The organism is Nitrosomonas sp. Nm166 (genome assembly GCF_900112825.1).
In the GTDB taxonomy this organism is placed as follows: domain Bacteria; phylum Pseudomonadota; class Gammaproteobacteria; order Burkholderiales; family Nitrosomonadaceae; genus Nitrosomonas.
The window spans coordinates 1-20,336 of the sequence record NZ_FONE01000012.1; the positions used below are offsets into that span (position 1 = coordinate 1).

General features: G+C 47.7%; 17 protein-coding genes. 12 read left to right on the top strand and 5 right to left on the bottom strand.

Annotated elements, in window-relative coordinates; all coding sequences use genetic code 11:
- Positions 1-293: 293 nt before the first annotated feature.
- Positions 294-668 (bottom strand): DUF423 domain-containing protein, encoded by a 375-nt coding sequence (locus tag BM021_RS05090; RefSeq protein ID WP_090719553.1) that lies wholly within the window; start codon positions 666-668, stop codon positions 294-296.
- Positions 669-725: 57 nt separating this feature from the next.
- Entirely contained in the window at positions 726-2,069 is a 1,344-nt protein-coding gene (gene xseA, locus BM021_RS05095; RefSeq protein WP_090719555.1) for an exodeoxyribonuclease VII large subunit, read from the bottom strand.
- A gap of 338 nt (positions 2,070-2,407) precedes the next feature.
- On the opposite strand from xseA, the gene BM021_RS05100 reads away from it, so the two are divergent.
- The 5 genes from BM021_RS05100 to BM021_RS05120 all read left to right on the top strand — a co-directional run bounded on the left by BM021_RS05100 (position 2,408) and on the right by BM021_RS05120 (position 7,899).
- On the top strand, positions 2,408-3,016 hold the full coding sequence (locus tag BM021_RS05100) for a MotA/TolQ/ExbB proton channel family protein (protein WP_090719557.1): 609 nt from the start codon (positions 2,408-2,410) through the stop codon (positions 3,014-3,016).
- A 122-nt stretch (positions 3,017-3,138) separates the two neighbouring features.
- Positions 3,139-4,197, top strand: coding sequence for a hopanoid-associated sugar epimerase (gene hpnA, locus BM021_RS05105; RefSeq protein ID WP_090719559.1), 1,059 nt, complete (start codon positions 3,139-3,141; stop codon positions 4,195-4,197).
- Positions 4,194-5,036, top strand: a complete 843-nt coding sequence (locus BM021_RS05110; RefSeq protein WP_256207782.1) for an MlaA family lipoprotein — start codon at positions 4,194-4,196, stop codon at positions 5,034-5,036. Before hpnA ends, BM021_RS05110 begins: the two co-directional genes overlap by 4 nt.
- 143 nt (positions 5,037-5,179) lie before the next feature.
- On the top strand, positions 5,180-7,168 hold the full coding sequence (gene shc / locus BM021_RS05115) for a squalene--hopene cyclase (RefSeq protein ID WP_090719561.1): 1,989 nt from the start codon (positions 5,180-5,182) through the stop codon (positions 7,166-7,168).
- 5 nt (positions 7,169-7,173) lie between these two features.
- Entirely contained in the window at positions 7,174-7,899 is a 726-nt protein-coding gene (locus BM021_RS05120) for a phosphorylase family protein (RefSeq protein ID WP_090719562.1), read from the top strand.
- Positions 7,900-7,909: 10 nt separating this feature from the next.
- On the opposite strand, the gene BM021_RS05125 is transcribed toward BM021_RS05120, so the two are convergent.
- Positions 7,910-9,673, bottom strand: coding sequence for an ABC transporter transmembrane domain-containing protein (locus BM021_RS05125; protein ID WP_090719563.1), 1,764 nt, complete (start codon positions 9,671-9,673; stop codon positions 7,910-7,912).
- 356 nt (positions 9,674-10,029) lie between these two features.
- Here BM021_RS05125 and BM021_RS05130 point away from each other — a divergent pair, with 356 nt between their 5' ends.
- Both BM021_RS05130 and BM021_RS05135 read left to right on the top strand, forming a co-directional pair.
- Complete coding sequence (locus tag BM021_RS05130; RefSeq protein WP_090719565.1) at positions 10,030-11,211, top strand: S-methyl thiohydantoin desulfurase domain-containing protein; 1,182 nt, start codon at positions 10,030-10,032, stop codon at positions 11,209-11,211.
- Between the two features lie 7 nt (positions 11,212-11,218).
- Positions 11,219-12,241: a sensor domain-containing diguanylate cyclase gene (locus BM021_RS05135; protein ID WP_090719567.1), complete on the top strand. Its 1,023-nt coding sequence runs from the start codon at positions 11,219-11,221 to the stop codon at positions 12,239-12,241.
- Between the two features lie 119 nt (positions 12,242-12,360).
- On the opposite strand, the gene BM021_RS05140 is transcribed toward BM021_RS05135, so the two are convergent.
- Positions 12,361-12,855, bottom strand: a complete 495-nt coding sequence (locus BM021_RS05140) for a hypothetical protein (protein ID WP_090719569.1) — start codon at positions 12,853-12,855, stop codon at positions 12,361-12,363.
- A gap of 446 nt (positions 12,856-13,301) precedes the next feature.
- On the opposite strand from BM021_RS05140, the gene BM021_RS05145 reads away from it, so the two are divergent.
- From BM021_RS05145 to BM021_RS05160, 4 genes are read left to right on the top strand one after another with little or no spacing between them, the layout of a single operon-like run.
- Positions 13,302-14,717, top strand: a complete 1,416-nt coding sequence (locus BM021_RS05145; RefSeq protein ID WP_090719571.1) for an ethanolamine ammonia-lyase subunit EutB — start codon at positions 13,302-13,304, stop codon at positions 14,715-14,717.
- The gene (gene eutC, locus BM021_RS05150; protein WP_090719573.1) at positions 14,704-15,507 is read left to right on the top strand and encodes an ethanolamine ammonia-lyase subunit EutC; all 804 of its coding nucleotides are present in this window, start codon (positions 14,704-14,706) and stop codon (positions 15,505-15,507) included. The genes BM021_RS05145 and eutC overlap by 14 nt, the downstream gene beginning before the upstream one ends.
- Before the next feature lie 26 nt (positions 15,508-15,533).
- Complete coding sequence (locus tag BM021_RS05155; RefSeq protein ID WP_256207783.1) at positions 15,534-16,523, top strand: NAD-dependent epimerase/dehydratase family protein; 990 nt, start codon at positions 15,534-15,536, stop codon at positions 16,521-16,523.
- A 10-nt stretch (positions 16,524-16,533) separates the two neighbouring features.
- Positions 16,534-17,757 carry an aminotransferase class I/II-fold pyridoxal phosphate-dependent enzyme gene (locus BM021_RS05160; RefSeq protein WP_090719577.1) on the top strand — a complete coding sequence of 408 codons (1,224 nt, stop codon included), beginning with the start codon at positions 16,534-16,536 and terminating at the stop codon, positions 17,755-17,757.
- A gap of 260 nt (positions 17,758-18,017) precedes the next feature.
- On the opposite strand, the gene BM021_RS05165 is transcribed toward BM021_RS05160, so the two are convergent.
- Positions 18,018-19,643, bottom strand: a complete 1,626-nt coding sequence (locus tag BM021_RS05165; protein WP_218147816.1) for a formate--tetrahydrofolate ligase — start codon at positions 19,641-19,643, stop codon at positions 18,018-18,020.
- Between the two features lie 327 nt (positions 19,644-19,970).
- On the opposite strand from BM021_RS05165, the gene BM021_RS05170 reads away from it, so the two are divergent.
- Positions 19,971-20,333, top strand: coding sequence for a GTP-binding protein (locus BM021_RS05170; RefSeq protein ID WP_090719581.1), 363 nt, complete (start codon positions 19,971-19,973; stop codon positions 20,331-20,333).
- Positions 20,334-20,336 lie beyond the last annotated feature (3 nt).

A 20,336-nucleotide genomic window follows, 5' to 3' on the forward strand; every position in this document is an offset into this window, starting at 1 on the left:
GACCAGTTCGTCCAGTCGCTGGCGGAACAGGTCATTACTCTTTTGCGTGCACGGCTTTGGCCCCATCTAACCCTCGCTAAATTTGCAGGAAATTGTAGCAATTTTACCAAAAACTGGTGAATTTAATCGCCTTAATTCATCAATTCATCACACAGAATCAGAATGTTATGGATTGTTCAGACTGAACTACTTAAGGTCTTGTATTGAATATTTACAAGGCCCGTCCTTGGCACATGAATTTTTATTTCTTTGTTATGGGCAACCAAGTATCGATTGTGCTAAGTTTAGTGTTGTTATTTTTCTTTCCAGAGGGCATAGATAAGCAAGGCCCATGCAGTAAGGAATGAAATACCGCCAAATGGCGTGATAATGCCAAGACCACGTATTCCGGTCAGGCTTAATATATAGAGACTTAAGCTGAACAAAATAATACCAACTATCATCAACCAGCCAGATATTGGGATCAGGCGAGAGTTGGGAAAATGCAGCAATAATAAACCAATGATGAGGATTCCAAAGGCATGATAAAAATGGTACTGTACGCCTGTGTGATATACCGCGAGCATATCTGTTGATAATATTCGTTTCAGGCCATGTGCGCCGAAAGCGCCTAATGCAATGCATAAGAACGCATTCAGTGCACCCAGAATCAGAAAAGTTTTTGGCATTGACAAGTCTTTATTCTGTAAAATAAATATAATTAACGTTGGGTTTGTGTGCTTTGATCAATAACTCTTGATTTTGCTGACATTAGCTTCACACATTCCATGCGCGAATTTTACCTGAATTTTATCGCCGGAATTAATTTGTTTGCTGTCATGGATCACTGTGTCTTGCAAGTAAGTGATGCTATACCCACGCTCAAGCACGGATTGTGGATTCAGATACGATAGCTGTGCTTGCAAATGTTGTAGCTTAATAGCCAACCTTTCCAAATAGCGAGAAAATGTGTAGCGAAAACGTGTAGCAAGCTCTTTCTGTTGCTGTTCTAATAGAGCGAAAGCGGAACCTGCAATGGTTTGTCGTTGATTGAATTCTAATAATTTCCAGCACTTCCTATCGATTTGATAAGCCCAAGCCTTGATGAGGCGCTCCTGTATATGGTGCAGGTGGAGGCGTTGCTGTTTGATTCGATCACCTGGATAAATTAACCGATGCGTTAGAATATCCACTTGTTGCATAGCGTATTCAATATGCTGCAAGGTGGTACGATACATGCGCTGATGCAGCATGCTCAGGCGATGGCTTAACTCTTTGCGATCCTGACTGGCTAGTTCAGCAGCGCCAGTCGGCGTGGGTGCACGGATGTCGGCGACAAAATCTGCAATCGTGAAATCTGTCTCATGACCGATGCCACTAATGATGGGGATAGAGCTGGCGGCAATGGCAAGCGCAACAGTTTCTTCATTAAATGCCCATAAATCTTCAACGTTGCCTCCGCCCCGGCAAAGTATCAGTACATCACATTCCGCTCGTTGGCAAGCAATTTTAATTGCATCAGCGATGCTGCCCGCTGCCGTTTTTCCTTGCACCAAGGTAGGATAGATGATGATAGGCAGTGATGGCATGCGACGCTGCAGTGTCGAGAGTATGTCTCGCAATGCTGCAGTATCTGGAGAGGTAATGATGCCGATTTGTTTAGGGAGTGGAGGAAGTGGTTTTTTGTTCGTGGGACTGAATAATCCAGCTTTTTCCAATTTGGATTTAAGCTTCTCAAATGCATCAAATAATTCGCCTAAACCAGCGCGCCGCATGGTTTCAACATTTAACTGAAAGTCGCCGCGTGGCTCATATAATGTAACGAGTGCGAGCACTTCGACTTGCATACCATCTTTAGGTTGCCAATCGATATACTGATTCTTATGACCGAATAAAACGCAACGAACTTGTGCATTGGCATCTTTGAGGGAAAAATACCAGTGACCTGATTGATAGCACTTCAAGTTTGAAATTTCACCCTTTATCCATAGTAAAGGTATGTTTTGTTCCAAAAATTGTTTAGTATTACGGTTCAATTCGCTGACAGTGAGTATTTTAAGAAAGTCTCTGAATATGGAAAGCAGGCTCATTTGGTAATATCCACATGCTTATTAAAAATGCAAATATACCGTTAGAATAAGCACAAATGGTAGATAAGTATTTAATTAATTGTTTAATAGATATTTTTTTCGGTTAAAAAATAGTCAAGTTAGAAAAGCTGTTTGAATTTGCTCACTTACTCACCTATTCCTTAATATACTCACAAGCTTATCCACAGAAACTGTGGATAGTTGCTGTGTTGCTGAAAATGCACTATTCCGATACATTGCATATCAAATTGACTACTTGGTTATAAGTAAGCAAATTAGGTAATATCATCAATTACAAGAATAATACTTGGACCTATAGTGAATGAGGAGACTATCTCGTGTTATCTTTGATTCAAGCAGCCGGCTGGCCGATTTGGCCGATTATTATTGCTTCCGTTGTTGCCGTTAGTATTATCGTTGAGCGAATGTGGACACTGCGTTTAAGCGTTATTTCTCCAAAGGAGTTGTTACCCAAGGTATTAAACGAGTATAAAAGAAGTGGCGTAAACCCCGAGATGATTGTACGTTTACAGAGGCATTCGCCCCTCGGCGCAGTTCTTGCCGCTGGACTCAAAAATGTAAAAAGCACACGCGAAGTCATGAAGGAATCCATTGAAGAATCTGGTCGTGTAATTGCTCATGATTTGAATCGTTATCTGACAACTCTGGGAACTATTGCTGCACTGAGTCCTCTCATGGGTTTGTTTGGTACTCTGGTTGGTATGATTGAAATCTTTGGATCAAACTCCCCTGCTGGCAGTAATCCGGCACAGCTTGCGTATGGAATTTCTGTGGCTCTGTATAATGCTGCATTTGGCATATTGGTAGCAATCCCCAGTATGATCTTCTACCGCTATTTTCGTGCAAAAGTTGATGATTTTGTCATCGAAATGGAGTTGCAGGCCCTGAAATTAGTTGAAATTGTGCATGGAGAGCGGGAAAGCTGAATTTTTTCAATGGATATTGCTTAAGTTGCTTTCTTTATGTGTGCGAACTCAATCAAAACTAATCAATTCTAGATTTAGAAGCTTATTTCTTAAATATTTCTGCTTATGTGAGTATAGATTTTATGAGTAGCCGGCGTTCTTTAGTTACTGGTGGTGGTGGTTTTATTGGATCACATTTAGTTAAGCTGTTGCAGGAAAATGATGAGATAGTCAGAGTGTTAGAGTTACCTGATGTGCCGTTGCCTGCAACTGTAGAGGTAGTGCGTGGTTCAATTTGTGATGCGGATGTGGTTCGTAAAGCGCTCAAGGGGGTTCAAAGAGTCTATCATTTAGCAGCCAATCCAAACTTATGGACACTCAGAAAAAGTGACTTTAATCTCGTTAACTTTGAAGGAACACAAACAATCTTTGCTGAGGTAGCAAAGCATGATATTGAAGTAGTGGTGTATACTTCGACTGAATCTATTCTAACCGGAAAGGCGCGAAGGAATTGGCAAGTAAATGCATCGGTAGAACGTACGCTTAGCGAGATGCCGGGTCCGTATTGCCGTTCAAAATTTCTTGCCGAGCAAGCAGCGTTTAAGGCCGCAGAAAAAGGATTGCCTGTCGTTATTGTGGCACCCACGTTACCGGTGGGTCCTGGAGACCGTTTGATAACACCGCCGACAAGAATGATTCTTGATTTCTTGAATTCCAAGACTCCAGCTTACCTGGATTGCGGTTTTAATATGGTGGATGTACGGGATGTAGCAAAGGGACACATCCTTGCAGCCGAGCATGGTCGTGTGGGTGAGCGATATATTTTAGGCAATGAGAATTTGACCTTGGGTGAGCTGTTGCATTGGATTGAAGAAATCACGGGTTTGTCTATGCCAAAGCAACGTATACCATATTGGCTTGCTTTGGTGGCAGGTGCAATTTCCGAATTTATAGCTGACTATGTGACTCACCGTCCGCCGAGAGCTCTCCTTACAGGTGTGCGGCTGGCACGCTATCCAATGTTTTTTGATAGCGAAAAAGCAGTACGTGAGCTTGGTTTTCCGCAGAATTCAGTGCGCCAGGCGCTGGTTGATGAAATTGAATGGCTGTTAAGTAATGGATTGATTATGCGGAGTTTGCCTTTTCCTCACAGACGGCGCATGCTTTATAGAAGCCTAAAGGCTGGGTTTACAAATAAGTGACTGAGAATATTAGAGATATAAATTTTTTATTTAATAACAAGCATTTGTTTCTTATTGTATTGTTTATCTGTTTTGCAATTCTGCAAGGCTGTGCAACAACCCCAAAAAATAATGATCAGGATTTAGACCCTGTTGATCCCCATGAGAAGGTTAACCGCGCTGCTTATGATTTTACTGACCGGGTGGATCGGGCGATATTTGAGCCCATTGCGAATGTCTACATAGATTATGTGCCTAATGCAGCGCAGCGATCTATTGGAAATTTCTACGATAATCTATCGTATCCCAATGTGGTTCTGAATTCTTTCTTACAAGGCAAGGTGAAACAGGGTCTTCAGGATACGCTGCGTTTTGCTGTAAACTCATCGATTGGTTTATTCGGGCTTTTCGATATGGCAACCCATATGGGCTTAGAAAAGCATGATGAAGATTTCGGTCAGACATTGGGCGTATGGGGAATAAATCCAGGTTCTTACTTGTTTATCCCACTTCTGGGGCCCAGCAGTCAACGTGACGTCACGAATATTCCGGTTGGTCTATTGACCAATGTACTTTTTTACGCAGGCATAGCGGTGGGCACATCATTTGCTGCTCCATTAACGATTCTGGGCGCTATCGACAAACGAGCTCGTTTAATAGGTCCTATGCGCATTCGGGATGAAGCCGCATTAGATCCTTACTTGTTTGTACGCGAAGCTTCTATGCAGCAGCGTGAATTTCTGGTACATGATGGTAAATTACCTCTGGATCTTTATTATGAGCCTTTTCAAGATAATCCCTTTGAAAAGGATTCAGAAAAATCTAAAATAAAGCCGAAACAGAAAATAAATTCTGATTAAAATCAGATCATCAGACACTTTGATTCAGTTGTAATGACTGATAGAAAAATCTTTATAAAAATAAAGTAGAGCTAGACAAGGCTGGTATATATACTTATACCTATTAGAAATTTGACAGCTATCGATATAGCGCTTAGGAATATATGGACGGATCTCAGAGAATATTTGATATATTACAGCAACCGAGTAGTCTGGCTTTTAAAGGTAAAATACCTTTGTCGTACACAACTTCGGATTTGAATCAGGAAGAAATTAGTGTAAGTGAGCTGGAAGAGAAATTCACGCAAGCTCGCGATGCCATGTTGTCTTTGCAGAATAAAGACGGGCACTGGTGCTTTCCGCTAGAAGCGGATTGCACAATTCCTGCAGAATATATCTTGATGATGCATTTCATGGATGAAATCGACGTCATCCTGGAAAATAAAATTGCTCGTTTTATCCGTGAGAAGCAGGACCTTAACCATGGCGGTTGGCCGCTTTATTATGGCGGTGCGTTTGATATTAGCTGCACCATTAAATCATATTATGCTTTGAAGCTGGTGGGTGATTCTCCCGATGCGGCGCATATGGTACGCGCCCGGAAAGCCATTCTGGCCCATGGTGGTGCGGCCAAAGCCAATGTCTTTACTCGCTTACTGCTGGCAATGTATGAGCAGATCCCCTGGCGGGGTGTGCCTGTTGTGCCGGCGGAGTTGGTGTTGCTGCCGCGCTGGTTTCCTTTTCATCTTAGCAAGGTTTCTTACTGGTCACGTACCGTAATGGTACCTTTGTCCATTTTATGCACGCTGAAGGCGCGCGCCGCTAATCCACGCCAGGTCAATATCCGCGAATTATTCGTTATTCCGCCGGAAGAAGAAACAAACTATTTTCCGAAAGCAGATACACTGCTCAAACGCCTTTTTATGCTGGTAGAGCGGCTGCTGTCACGTGTAGAACCCTATCTTCCCCAATCGCTACGTCAATGCGCCATTCGCCGTGCAGAAAGCTGGACGCTCGAGCGTCTGAATGGTGAATGTGGCATTGGTGCCATTTTTCCGGCCATGGTCAATGCGCATGAAGCATTAACATTACTGGGTTATGCGTATGATCACCCCAACCGGGTACAGTGCCGGAACGCATTGCGCGGGTTATTGGTTGATGAGGGAGAACGCGCTTGGTGCCAGCCTTGTACCTCACCGATCTGGGATACAGTGTTGACCAGTCTGGCGTTACAGGAAGATCCGGCGACTGACCAGAAACCGGTACAGCAAGCACTGGACTGGCTGGTGCAGCAGCAGATCCTGGATGAACCAGGTGATTGGCGTGGCAGTCGCCCGGACCTGCCGGGTGGCGGCTGGGCTTTTCAATATGCTAATCCGCATTATCCGGATCTCGATGACACCGCTGCGGTGGCTTGGGCACTGAATCAGGGTAGCCCGGAGCGGCATCAGAAATCTCTTGAACGGGCGGCTAACTGGCTGGCGGGTATGCAATCGCGTAATGGCGGTTTTGCTGCGTTTGATATCGATAATGTCTACCACTATCTGAACGAAATCCCGTTTGCCGATCATGGTGCGCTGATCGATCCTCCTACGAGCGACGTGACTGCGCGTTGTGTTGGTTTGCTCGGAAAATACGGAAAGCACCAGCAAGAAGTTTGGCGAGGTATCAATTTTTTACTGCAAGAACAGGAAAAAAACGGTTCCTGGTTCGGGCGCTGGGGTACTAATTATATATATGGCACCTGGTCTGTTTTGGAAGCCTTCCACTTGGCCAAGTTCGATATGCAGCACAATTCAGTGCGTCGAGCCGTGAAGTGGTTAAAATCTGTGCAAAGAGCTGATGGTGGTTGGGGAGAAACCAACGATTCCTATTTGGATACCCAGCTCGCAGGGCAGTTTCCCGAGACCAGCACGGCATTTCAAACGGCCTGGGCGCTGCTGGGTTTGATGGCGGCCGGCGAAGTTGATAGCGAATCAGTACGCAAAGGTATCAATTACTTGCTGTGTAATCAATCGAGTGATCATTTATGGGAAGAGCCTTGGTTTACAGCCCCTGGTTTTCCGCGCGTTTTCTATCTGCGCTATCATGGCTATTCAAAATTCTTCCCGCTATGGGCGCTGGCGCGTTATCGCACGCTGATTAGGGTATAAATTACGTGACTATAACTGGTTTGGTGACTGCGTTGCGGGCTGAAGCCAGTTGCGTATCACCGGCGGCGTATATTCCATTCAACCAGGTAACGCGGATTGAAGATCATACGGTTTTGTGGTTGAGTGGTATGGGCGCGCAGGCAGCACGAACAGCAGCAGAAGGGCTGCAACAGCATGGTGCGGCAGCATTGGTGAGCTTTGGCGTCGCTGGTGCATTGAATTCCAATCTGAAGCCCGGTGATCTGATACTACCGGATGCTATCCATACCGGTGAGCAGTTGCCTGTAGATATGGCTTGGCGCAACCGTTTGCAAAATTCACTTCCAGCTGATATCAATGTGGTCAACAGCCTATTGGCTCACAGCGCAGTGCCATTGACAAGTGAAAAAGCAAAATTCGACCTGGCACAAGCCACGGGAGCCTGGGCGGTGGATATGGAAAGCGGTGCGGTTGCGGCAGTGGCAGCAGCAGCGGGTATCCCATTCATCGCGGTGCGCGCCATCATTGATCCGGTTCAATTCTCGCCACCACAAGCACTGCTGGATGCCATCTATCCGGATGGCAGGGTGAATCCAGTGCGTTTGGTGATACTATTACTGAAACGCTCAGTACATTTGAGTACGTTACTGCATATGGCAGCAGGCATGCGTGCTGCGCGCAGAACGTTATCACGGGTGATTCAATCGGTTGGTACCGGATTGAGTAGTCAAGCAACTAATCCGGGTCACTAAGGGCGATTTCTTATTGGGGCTGTAATTGCAACGCAGCCAACCGTGCATATAAAGGACTCGATTGCAGCAGCTCGGTATGCGTGCCCAGTGCCTCCAGTCGCCCATGATCAAGCACGGCGATCCAATCGGCCGATTGCACGGTAGCCAGACGATGGGCAATAACCAAAGTGGTGCGGTTGCGCATCAGTTGTTGCAGCGCTTGTTGCACCCAATATTCACTTTGCGCATCTAATGCGCTGGTAGCTTCATCCAGCAATAGAATTGGTGCATCGGCTAATAAAGCACGTGCGATAGCCAGTCGTTGTTTTTGACCACCGGATAAACCCATGCCTGAATCGCCTAACGGTGTTTGATAGCCTTGCGGCAGCTTGCAGATGAATTCATGCGCATACGCTGCATTGGCCGCAGTTTCCATTTCCGCATCGCTGGCATCGGGGCGCGCGTAGCGCAGATTGTCGCTGATGGTGCCGTGAAATAGCACCGGGTTTTGCGATACCAGCGCAAAGCACCGGCGCAAGGCGAAAATATCCAGATTCCGGATATCGATGCCTTCCAGCTTGATATAACCGGATTGGCTGTCAAAGAAGCGTAACAGTAAATCAAACAATGTCGATTTGCCTGCACCGGAAGGGCCTACTAGCGCTAGCGTCTCACCTGCTCGAATGTTGAGTGTCAGTTCGTTGATGGCTAATGTATCGGGGCGAGAGGGATAGGCGAAGCACAATTGCTCAATGGCGATATTTCCAAATACTTTCGGAAATGGATGGAGATTCTCAGGCGATTGAATCAGATTAGGTGCCTGCAGTAATTCCATTGTTCGTTCGGCAGCACCGGCGGCGCGCTGTAATTCGCCGATGACCTCCGAAATAGAGGCAACCGCCGAACCGACGATCACGCTGTAAAAAACAAAAGCTGCCAGCTCACCTGCACTGATGCGGCCTTCAATCACATCCATGCCGCCCACCCAGAGCATCAACCCTACTGCACCCAGCACTAGCAGGATGACGATGGTGATCAGTAAAGCGCGTTGCGTGGTGCGTTGTTTGGCAACCGTAAAGGCTTCTTCCACCTGATCGTGAAATTGATGCTGGTCGATGGATTGGTGGTTGTAGGCCTGCACGGTTTTAATCTGCCCGAGCACTTCACCAACATAAGCGCCCACTGCAGCAATTTTGTCCTGGCTCTGGCGCGACAAATGCCGCACCCGGCGGCCGTATACCAGAATGGGGATCACCACCAGCGGTACGCAGATTATTACCAATGCAGTCAGCTTCGCATTCGTGATGAACAACCAAATGATACCACCCAGCATCATGATGAAATTGCGTAGTGCAAAAGAAATGGACGATCCAATCATGGTTTGTAGTAACGTCATATCGGCAGTCAGGCGCGACTGGATTTCGAGGCTGCGATTTTCCTCGAAAAACCCTGGATGCAGATGGATCAGATGATTGAACACCTTGCGGCGAATATCTGCAATTACCCGCTCGCCCAGCCAAGTGACCCAGTAATAGCGAGTAAAGGTGCCCACAGCCAAGGCGATCACTAACAGCAAGAAGATCACGACATATTGGCTCAAGAGATCCTTTGACTGAGTCGCAAATCCCTGGTCAATCAACAACCGAATGCCCTGTCCGATCGACAATGTAATTGCTGCAGTAAAGAATAAAGCCATTAAGCTGTAGATGACTTGGCGCCGGTAAGGGGCGATAAATTGCAATGCCATTTTGATGGCTTGCCAGCGGGTTTGGATATTTTGGAGATGCTTGGTCATGAATCTCGTTAATCAAAATAAAAAAGACAGTCTCATACTTTCCTGATTGAGTAGATTAAAGGGTCGAGCATGATTGATCAATCCGGGCTTTGCAAACTGCCTCTTGCTGCTTCCACACAGTACGGGGAATGATAGCTAAATCAAGCGTAACTCCAGATATTCAGCCACACAAAAACCGCGCGGTTAATGGGTGATTCTTTAATCCGTTTGCTTAAGTTTACAAGGTGATGGTCGATAACGGGGTGGGTAAGATGTTATTTTGAAAATAGTTCTTACTATGGGGATCAAATTACCGAGCCAGTAGCTTTGATGATAAAGAGTGAGCTGCCTGTGTAGTCTGGATTGAATAAGGAGAAATGATGGTCGCTCATCAATATGGAATCACTGATTTTGAATACATTGCTGCAGGTGCTGCAATTCTTGCCAGCGGAGGGGGTGGCAGCTACGAAGACGCGGTCAGCATACTGAGCGAGATTGCTAAGAGCGGTTGGCGTGGTACAGTCACAGTACAGGATTATGATGGTGTTACCGATTGTTGTGTGTTGGCTATCATGGGTTCACCAGATGCCGCTAATCAAATGACGCTGGCTGAGATCGAATACGCTATCGCTAATACCCTTAATACATTTAAAAGCTCGGTCGATGTTATGCCCGGCTGCATCATTCCGGTCGAGATCGGCCCGATCAATTCCATCGTTCCGTTGATCGCAGCAATGATGGAGAGGCGTTTGTGGGTGATGAATGGTGATGGTGCCGGACGCGCTGTCCCAGAGCTGCCGCAAACGACCTATGCCGGAAATGTCAATTTGCCTGCAACGCTTTGTGTTTTGGCGAACAGTGCAGAAAATGATGCCCTGCTCCAGTCTGCGGTTTTGAATGCGCCGACAGCTGCCGTGACAGAAACCTTGGCGGGAGGCATCGTTTCCGCATTCGGCAGCTATTCCGGTATTGCGCTTTGGCCTTCCAATGTGGCCAATGGACATGCGCTACAGGGCAGCTATATTTCCGGAACGTTGACTCAGGCATGGCAGATCGGTCAGTACCTGATAACTGCGCCTGCTCTACCATCAACGGCCGATGTGGTCGCAAAGATCAACACCGTTACCCGACGACAAACGATCGCGATTATTACTAATTTCTATATTACTGCTGTGACGCAATCGACGTCCAGTACCTCGCTTGATGTTGGTTTAATCCGCTTAGACAATGCGCCAAGTCAAGCAGACGGCACTGAGTCCTATTACCTCTACAACCTAAACGAAAACCTTATCATGTATTCGAGCGTAAGTAACGCGCCGCTGATTGTTGCGCCAGATTCAATCTGTTATTACTCGGAAAGCACTGGGCGCGGCTTTTCGAATGCGATTTGCGATCTCGCGGTGTATTTCGATTTCAGCAATGCAACGAGCACAGGCAAAGTCATCAGTATCATCAAAGTCGCGGCTGCGCCGCAGCTTTGCGAAGCAGCCGGCGTGATCGAATCTTTTGCCGGCTTGTTACGCGGCATTGGTTACGCCGGTAAGCTGCCTCGTAGTTGACTCGGTCATGATCGATGAGGATCTCAACAAGGAACGACTGGAACTAGCCTTGGAAGCTGCCGGCCTGGATCTTTGGGAAAATGATCTGGTGAGTGGTGATGTCACCCATAAAGCGAAGAAGACTTTTGTGGAGCTTGGCTATAGCGAGCAAGAAATCAGCACTTACATTGATGATCTTTTTCTGCTCGTTCATCCTGATGATGTGCCGGTACTCAAATCCGCTGTTGCGGAGCATTTTTCCGGCATCACTGCGCAATACCGATGCGAATTCAGACTACGCTCCAAGAATGGTACATGGATCTGGTATGCCAATTACGGCCGGATCATGGAGGTTGGCGGCAGTGATCGCGGCAGGCGGTTTATTGGAGTGACATTCAATATTGATGACCGTAAACGCAGAGAAGATGAGATTGAGCAGATCAATCGCAAGCTTGCTGAACAGAATGCGCAGCTGGAAAGTATGAATACCTCCTTGCAACTGTTAGCGACAACCGACTCTCTGACCGGCCTGGCGAATCGTCGCAAATTAATGGAAGTGGGTACGAATGAATGCAAACGCGCCAAGCGTTTCCGGCACTCACTCTCGCTGCTGATTGTAGATATCGATTTCTTCAAGCAGATCAATGACACTTGGGGTCATCCCATTGGTGATCAAGTGATTTGCATGGTGGCCGATGTTTGTCTTAACAGCACACGCAAAGATCTGGATGTCGTTGCACGTATCGGCGGGGAAGAGTTCGCTATTGTTCTGCCGCAAACCGATTATGCTAATGCCTACAGCTTGGCTGAATGGCTGTGTAAAACGGTGGAAGCTCAGCGAATCAATGTCGGCAATAGTGATGAGTGGATTGCATCGACCGTCAGTATTGGTGTGGCGGCTCTGTCTGATGATGCAGCATTATTATTGCAAAGCGACTCCGCCTTGTTCGAGTTGCTAATGAACAAGGCGGATAAAGGCCTGTATAAAGCCAAGCAAAGTGGAAGAAACTGCGTGTTTGGTGCTGGAGCAGCAGCGTATTTGGGTCAATAGGTGATTGCGATGTTTCTGGTGATGCAACACACTCTAAAGTGCAGAGATTGCGCGATATCAGCGATATCATTTTATTAACCTGCCCCTGGCACTAGCATAAAAATTGATTTTATACTTTACTAAATCCTATCACGGTAGAACACTACCACCAGATTCGGTTGCCTGGCGGAAGCATCAAAGGAGAAAGTGCCCCGGGTAGCCAGAAAACGATAAGTCACGGATTGGCCATCATTGCAGCTATCTATCCTTTGTATGGTAGCTGGGAATACGTGAAAGTCATCAACATAACGTCCGAATATATTGTGTTGATGAGCCGATTGAAAGGAGGTCGAGTTTCTGGTGAGGCTATAAGCAATGGTTCCCGGAAAACTTGGATGGCTGACACTGAATTGAAAGAGCGCATTTGCAGTTGCAACTGTAAATCCTGCTTCTGGGCAGACTACTGTGACTGTTCTTAGCACATTAGGCGAGGCTGTGCTAAGGGTATCGATCTCAATGGTACTGGATGTCTGGGAAAAGTCGAGTGCCACTTCAGGTGTTGCTTTGGCCTGATTACTCATCAAAAAAAATGAACTGATAAAAATCGATAATGTAAGTAAAAAGATATTGTTCATGATATTAATCTCCAGAGAAAAATTAAACTGTTTTACATTAAATTCAGTATCCCATAATAAAAGTAGTTTTTTATAAGGGTCTCAGGCAGTTAAAGAAGATTTAAATGTGACTAATACGAGTATTTCATGATAGAGATTATCATGACGATGATTAAAAAGAAATTCGGTCCTTCAGATGAAAGTAAAAAGTATGAAAAGTAATTCAAGTACGCCATTATGGGCGCGTACATCAGAACGTATAAGTAATTAAGCTCTGACATCGCACAAAGCAGCCATGAGATGGGTAAGAAGCATAAACAATATAGCAGGGAAACTTACTTAGCTGTTAAGCTATCCCATACTGAGATAGCTAGGGGTTGTGGCGTGAGTGATATAACGTCGAGGTGTGACAACAGGTTCTAAGATAGGTCAGGTATCGTATTGCAATTAAAGCAAGAGGGATATTTATGGTATATCGCTTTAGTATAGGTGCATCGCGCTATCAATTTAATGACTTGAAAGATTTACTTGCCAAGGCATCTCCAATCCGTTCTGGTGATTGTTTAGCGGGTATTGCCGCTGAGACTTACGCTGAGCGTGTGGCAGCACGTATGTGTTTAGCGGAAGTCCCATTAAATCGTTTTCTAGAGGAATTACTGATTCCTTATGAGAAGGATGAAGTCACGCGTTTGATTATTGATACCCATGATAAGCAAGCATTTACCGAGATTAGTCACCTGACTGTGGGAGATTTTCGCGACTGGCTGCTTGCAGATAGTACTGATTCAGTTAGTTTAAAGCGTGTCGCACCAGCTATTACACCAGAAATGGCAGCCGCTGTGAGTAAGCTTATGCGTAATCAGGATCTGATTTTAGTTGCTAAAAAATGCCAGGTGATTACCGCATTCAGAAATACTATTGGCTTGCCAGGTCACCTCTCTGTTCGCTTGCAGCCTAATCATCCCACTGATGATCCATATGGCATTGCTGCTTCCATTCTCGATGGTTTGTTATACGGTTCTGGAGATGCAGTCATTGGCATTAATCCCGCATCAGACAGTGTGCCAGCTCTGATGGATCTGTACTATTTGGTGGATGAGATTATCCATCGATACAATATTCCTACGCAGTCCTGCATTCTTACCCATGTAACTAACCAGATTCAGTTAATTGAAAAAAATATACCGGTGGATCTGGTATTCCAATCAATTGCAGGTACTGAAAAAGCGAACAGGCATTTTGGAATAGATCTCGCACTACTTCGCGAAGCCAGATCTGCAGCACTATCGCTTAATCGCGGCACTATCGGCAACAATGTCATGTATTTCGAGACAGGTCAGGGATCAGCGCTCTCGGCCGATGCAAATTTCGGAGTAGATCAGCAGACATGCGAAGCACGAGCCTACGCAATTGCACGTCACTTGTCTCCCTTGTTGACCAATACTGTCGTTGGCTTTATCGGCCCGGAGTATTTGTATGATGGGAAACAGCTCATTCGTGCTGGACTGGAGGATCATTTTTGTGGGAAGTTGTTGGGAGTGCCGCTGGGCTGTGATATTTGCTACACCAATCATGCTGAGATTGATCAGGATGATGTTGATACCTTAATGACTTTACTTGCTGTCGCTGGCGTCACTTTTATGATGGGCATTCCGGGTGCTGATGACATCATGCTGAATTACCAGTCTACTTCTTTCCATGATGCGCTTTATTTACGCAAAGTGATGGGTTTGGGCGTTGCTCCGGAGTTCGAACAGTGGTTGAAGCGCATGAATATAATGAATGCCAGTGGGCAGATCCAGCCAGTGGAGCCCACGCATCATTTATTACAAGGTATGTCTAATCATTTATTGACTTTGAAAACACCCCTTGAAAAAAATTGATCAACCAATCCTGAGCAAAGATCCCTGGCAGCAGTTAAAGGGATTCACCCGCGCGCGCATTGCCTTGGGAAGGGCAGGTAGCAGCCTGCCAACAAAAGAATTATTGGATTTTACCTTATCGCATGCCATGGCGAGAGATGCGGTACACCTTGCTTTGAATGCGACTGCACTTGCTCGGGATTTGGGAAGGGAAGGGTTCTCTACCCAGCTGGTGCAAAGCAAAGCACCTGACCGAATGAGTTATCTGTTACGACCTGATTATGGACGGCAGCTTATTCAGCAAAGTAGGCGGCAGCTACAGACTCTCAAGCTTGTAACTGCATCTGACTCAGTCAATTTGGTCATCGTGATCGGCGATGGGCTCTCTTCATTAGCGGTTGAGCGGCATGCCAGGCCATTACTTGCTGAAATCAAAAAGAATATCCCAGAACAATGGAAGCTAGGCCCCCTCGTGATTGCCACCCAGGCGCGTGTAGCCTTGGCTGATGAAATTGGTGAGTTACTGGGTGCCGATATTGTTTTCATGCTGATTGGTGAACGTCCGGGATTGAGATCGCCTGATAGCTTGAGCATTTATATGACCTATGCGCCCAGAGTCGATTGCAGTGATGCAGATCGCAACTGTATTTCTAATATTTGCTCAGAGGGATTATCTTATGAGGCTGCCGTAAAGAAACTGATCTGGTTGGCGAAAGAGGCCATACGTCGAAAACTTTCAGGCGTTGCGCTAAAGGATGAAAGCAGCGTGCAAGAAATCGCTGTTATTGGCCAGCATAGAAAACTGCTTTAACTGAGAAAGTAAAAATCCACGTTTGATTGATTTGTTTCCGGAGTGTCAAAGGTCACAAAATGAAAAAGATATTAGTGACAGGAGCTACTGGCCAAATAGGCTCCGAATTGACAATGGCCTTGCGCGATCAGTTCGGTGCGGATAACGTTGTGGCGGCCGGACACAGCAGGCAACCGCTCCCCAACTTGCAGCAGTCGGGACCTTATTGTCAGCTTGATGTGCGTGATAGCTCGGCATTGCGTCAACTCGTCGAAGACTATCAAATCGATACGATTTTTCACCTGGCATCGCTGTTGTCCGCTGTCGCGGAAGAAAAACCGCAGCAAGCCTGGGATATCAATATGAACGGCCTGCTCAACGTGCTGGAGACAGCGCGCCTGCATGACTGCGCAGTGTTTTTTCCCAGCTCTATCGGCGCTTTCGGTGCCGGTACTCCAGCTATCGATACACCGCAAGATACGATCCAGCGGCCTTCCACGTTATACGGCATTACCAAGGTTGCAGGGGAATTGTTGTGCGATTATTACCACCAGCGTTTTGGTGTCGATACGCGTGGTTTGCGCTATCCGGGGCTGATCTCGAATATTGCATTGCCGGGCGGCGGCACGACGGATTATGCCGTGGATATTTTTTACCAGGCCGTCAAAAACGGGCATTATGATTGTTTTCTTGGCGCCGACACGCAACTGGACATGATGTATATGCCCGATGCCATCGATGCCGCGATTCAATTAATGAAGACGGACGGCCACAAGCTACATCATCGCAATGCTTTCAATATCACGGCCATGAGTTTTACGCCGCGGCAATTAGCCGCGGAAATTCAAAAGCATCTGCCCGGATTCACGCTCGCTTACCGCATCGATCCGGTGCGGCAGACGATCGCCGATTCCTGGCCCCGGCATATGGACGACAGTGCTGCGAGAGCAGAATGGGGCTGGCAGCCGCGCTTCAATCTGTCGAAAATGGTCGGGGATATGCTGGATAAGATAGCGCTCAAATTAAGCAAAGGCTAAGGAGATAGTTATGTCGCTGACAAAAATAGAGCAGTTATTCAAGGCGAAATTAGCACTGCTGCAACAGCAGGGCATCAGCAAGGGTAATGAGAAAATCATTACCGGCAGAAAGGCTGCGATAGACGGTTTCGGCCCGCGCTATTTTCTGGACGGCTATCGCGATCAGGCATTCCTGCGCATGAATTCCAATTCCTATCTGGGATTAACCGAGCATCCTCAGCTCATTCAAGCAGAAGCCGAAGCCGTGGAAAGATTCGGCACGGGGCCCGGCGCGGTGCGCTTTATCAGCGGTACTTATCAGTCGCATGTCGAGTTGGAAAAAAAGCTGGCGCAATTTCATGGCCGCGATGCGGCCATGATCATGAGTGCGGCCTACGCGACCATGATAGGCGTTCTGCCGCAGTTTATTTCCGATGAGACACTGGTTGTCAGCGATGCCCTGAACCATAACTGCATTATCAACGCGATCCGCCTGGCGCATCCGGTCAGGAAAGAAGTCTATGCGCATGCGGATATGAAGGCGCTGGATCACATCCTTGCAGCCAATAAGGGCCAGGTCAGGCGGGTTTGCGTCGTGACGGACGGCATTTTCAGCATGCGCGGCGATCATGCGTCGCTTGATCAAATCAATAGCTGCTGCCAGCGCCATGAAGCCGGCTACGAAGAGGGCATTATCACGGTTGTCGATGACTCGCACGGGGTCGGCGCTTTCGGTCAGACCGGGCGCGGTACCGAAGAATATTGCGGTGGCAAGGCTGATATCCTGATTGCTACGCTTGGTAAGGCATTCGGTGTCAATGGCGGTTATGTGGCGGCGAGCTCTGTGGTCATTGCTTATTTGCGCGAAACCGCACCGTTGTATATCTATTCGAATCCGATCACACCGGCCGAAGCGGCGGCAGCCATAGCCGCGCTTGATATTGTCGATAGCCAAGAAGGCTTAGGTTTGCTGGAGAAATTACGCAGCCTGAGCGAGCGGCTCAGGACCGGCCTGGAGCGGTTGGATTTTGAAACCCTGTCCGGCGAGCATCCTATTGTGCCCATTCTGGTCAGAGACACGGAAAAAACCTCGGCTCTGGTATCGCACTTATTTGCGCATCAGATTTTGGCCACGGGACTCAATTATCCTGTCGTGCCGAAGGGGGGGCAGGAAATTCGATTGCAGGTATCGGCCGAGCATACCGAAAAAGATGTCGACTATTTATTGTCTGTGCTGGCGAAGTTTAATCGCTAGCCCGAATATTGCACGAGCGTCCAAAATAAAGATCGCATTTGCCAGGCGCCGATTTTGATCAGTTTCAGGCCACACAAGGTGGAACTGCTCGCAAATACCTCTGTGCGCTCAACTGCTGATTGAATCGCCAAGTCATGGCGTAATTCACTGGCAATCCCTTTTCTTTATTCAAATTAAGTTAACTGAATTATAAATGATAATAATGGAATTGCCATTTCTCTTCGTGCAATATTGGGACCCTTCCTCACAAGGCAGGGCGGTCAAATGCCCATGATTTCCCCATCATCGGACAGGTCAATACGGTGTGCAGCCGGATCATGCGGTAAGCCGGGCATAGTGACGATATCGCCGGTCAGTACCAGCAGGTACCCTGCTCCGGCGGCGATGCGCACTGACTCGACTGGCAGTGCAAATGCTCTGGGATGGCCTACGTGAGCAGGATCACTGCTGAGTGACAGATGGGTCTTGGCGATACAGATGGGAAGCCGGTCGTAACCAAGTGAGCGCACCCGCTCCAGTTCCTTTCTGGCGGTGCGACTGAATTCAAGATCACTGGCGCCGTAAATGGTCTGAGCGACGGCGGCAATTTTCTCCTCGGGAGGTGACGCCAGCTCATAAAGATAGCGCGCAGGCGGGGTCGGCTGAGCAGCGACAGTGGCGACCGCATGCGCCAGCGTTTCTGCCCCGGCGCCGCCATCGGTAAAACCGGTAAAGAGGGCGGCATTCAGCCCAAGCCTGGCGCATCCCTTCTCGATGACAGCCAGTTCTTGCTGAGTATCACCTTCAAAACAATTGATGGCAATGACCGGCTCAAAGCCGAAGGCGCGCACGCTGTGGACATGGTGCTCCATGTGCTCCAGGCCGCATTCGATTTCTGTGATAGGACCAGGGTGAGCAGGATCGCCGCCGCCATGGATTCTTAATGCCCGCGCGGTTACCACCAAGACAACTACACTAGGCCACAGGCCGGAGCTACGGCATTTTAGGTCAAAAAATTTCTCGGCGCCCAGATCAAAACCAAAGCCCGCTTCTGTCACAGCAAAGTCCGCGCAGGCGGCGGCAGCCTTGGTGGCGACCACGCTATTACAACCATGGGCGATGTTGCCAAAAGGGCCGCCATGCACAAAAGCGGGCACACCTTCGGTCGATTGCACCAGATTCGGCAGTATCGCATCCTGCAGCAGAGCCGCCATTGCGCCCGTTGCCTGCAGACTGTGTGCCGTTACCGGATTACCCGCGCGGTCGAATCCAACCAGGATGCGCCCCAGCCGGTTCTTGAGATCAGCGAGATCCTCGGAGAGACAGAGAATGGCCATCACTTCCGAAGCTGCGGTGATGTCGAAGCCGGTCTCACGCGGCACGCCATTGAGACGCCCGCCCAATCCAATCACGGTCTGACGCAGGGCGCGGTCATTCACATCCAGCACACGGCGCCAAAAGACTTGGCGGTGCTCCAGATCCAGTTCGCTGCGAAAATGAATGGCATTATCCAGCAAGGCGGCCAGCAGGTTGTGGGCTGCAGCAACAGCATGCAAATCTCCGGTGAAGTGCATATTGATGCGCGTCGAAGGCTCAAGCTGGCAGTATCCGCCGCCAGTGCCACCACCCTTGACCCCAAAAATGGGTCCCAGCGAGGGTTCGCGCAAGGCAAGTGCTGCATGCTGACCGATGCGGGCCAGACCTTGCGCCAGGCCAATAGAAACAGTGGTTTTTCCTTCACCACTGCGGGTAGGATTAATCGCCGAAACCAGCACGATTTTGCCTTTTGGCTTAGCCTCTTTGTTGGGCAGAGCGCTCAATCGAAGCTTGGCCATATGCTCGCCATAGCACATCAGTGCATTGGGTTGCAGATCAAGTGCTGCGGCGATTTCCAGTATGGGGCGCATTATCAAAACTTCAGGCGATGCGAATAAGTAAAAACATGATCAATTCTAACATCCCGACGCTCATCCAGATGAGCTTGTGCGAATTGCCGCACGGCTCGATTCACGAGAAGCATATATAAATCTTGCGATTTCACCCGAGAAATAAGGCGTTTTTTACAGATCAATTTTAGTTGCTGGCGGAATTAATCCGCCTAGTTTTTAAAGATGGCAGATCTGCTCATCTGAAATATGCGCTTTTGCTGGTAATGCGACAGAACCAAACTTGTACATAAATTCAACGGTGAGCGAACTGGTACGATATAATACTTAATTTGCTCCCAATGACTTATGTCTGAATTGCTTACTGAGTTGAGTCGCTGGCACACCTACGGTATGCTTTCTAATCTTGACACGGGTGGAATTGCGCTCCACAAAAAGTCCATCCAGTTTGGCGGTACTTTCCAGAGAGTAAATTTGGTCAATAACTACAAGTCTTGTCACCATGAGACTTCAGACTTGATGAAGATGGAAAAGCAACACGATATTCTCTTCCTCACCTTAGTCATTCAATTCGGGCACAAGAAATTTGTCCTGAATCTGCTCGATATCCCCGGCCATGGGGTTTTCTCGGAAGACACTTATCGTGCTCTCACCGCCGTCGATTCGACCCTAATGGTGATCGAGAGTGCCAAAGACGCAAAAGCCCATTAGAGA

Bases quoted from the DNA above. Each gene is read 5' to 3' on its own strand.
- BM021_RS05160 (WP_090719577.1), top strand. From the start codon at position 16,534: ATGTCGCTGACAAAAATAGAGCAGTTATTCAAGGCGAAATTAGCACTG.
- BM021_RS05170 (WP_090719581.1), top strand. From the start codon at position 19,971: ATGTCTGAATTGCTTACTGAGTTGAGTCGCTGGCACACCTACGGTATG.
- BM021_RS05130 (WP_090719565.1), top strand. From the start codon at position 10,030: ATGATGGTCGCTCATCAATATGGAATCACTGATTTTGAATACATTGCT.
- BM021_RS05125 (WP_090719563.1), bottom strand. From the start codon at position 9,673: ATGACCAAGCATCTCCAAAATATCCAAACCCGCTGGCAAGCCATCAAA.
- xseA (WP_090719555.1), bottom strand. From the start codon at position 2,069: ATGAGCCTGCTTTCCATATTCAGAGACTTTCTTAAAATACTCACTGTC.
- BM021_RS05135 (WP_090719567.1), top strand. From the start codon at position 11,219: ATGATCGATGAGGATCTCAACAAGGAACGACTGGAACTAGCCTTGGAA.
- BM021_RS05145 (WP_090719571.1), top strand. From the start codon at position 13,302: ATGGTATATCGCTTTAGTATAGGTGCATCGCGCTATCAATTTAATGAC.
- shc (WP_090719561.1), top strand. From the start codon at position 5,180: ATGGACGGATCTCAGAGAATATTTGATATATTACAGCAACCGAGTAGT.
- BM021_RS05090 (WP_090719553.1), bottom strand. From the start codon at position 668: ATGCCAAAAACTTTTCTGATTCTGGGTGCACTGAATGCGTTCTTATGC.
- BM021_RS05165 (WP_218147816.1), bottom strand. From the start codon at position 19,643: ATGCGCCCCATACTGGAAATCGCCGCAGCACTTGATCTGCAACCCAAT.
- BM021_RS05140 (WP_090719569.1), bottom strand. From the start codon at position 12,855: ATGAACAATATCTTTTTACTTACATTATCGATTTTTATCAGTTCATTT.
- hpnA (WP_090719559.1), top strand. From the start codon at position 3,139: ATGAGTAGCCGGCGTTCTTTAGTTACTGGTGGTGGTGGTTTTATTGGA.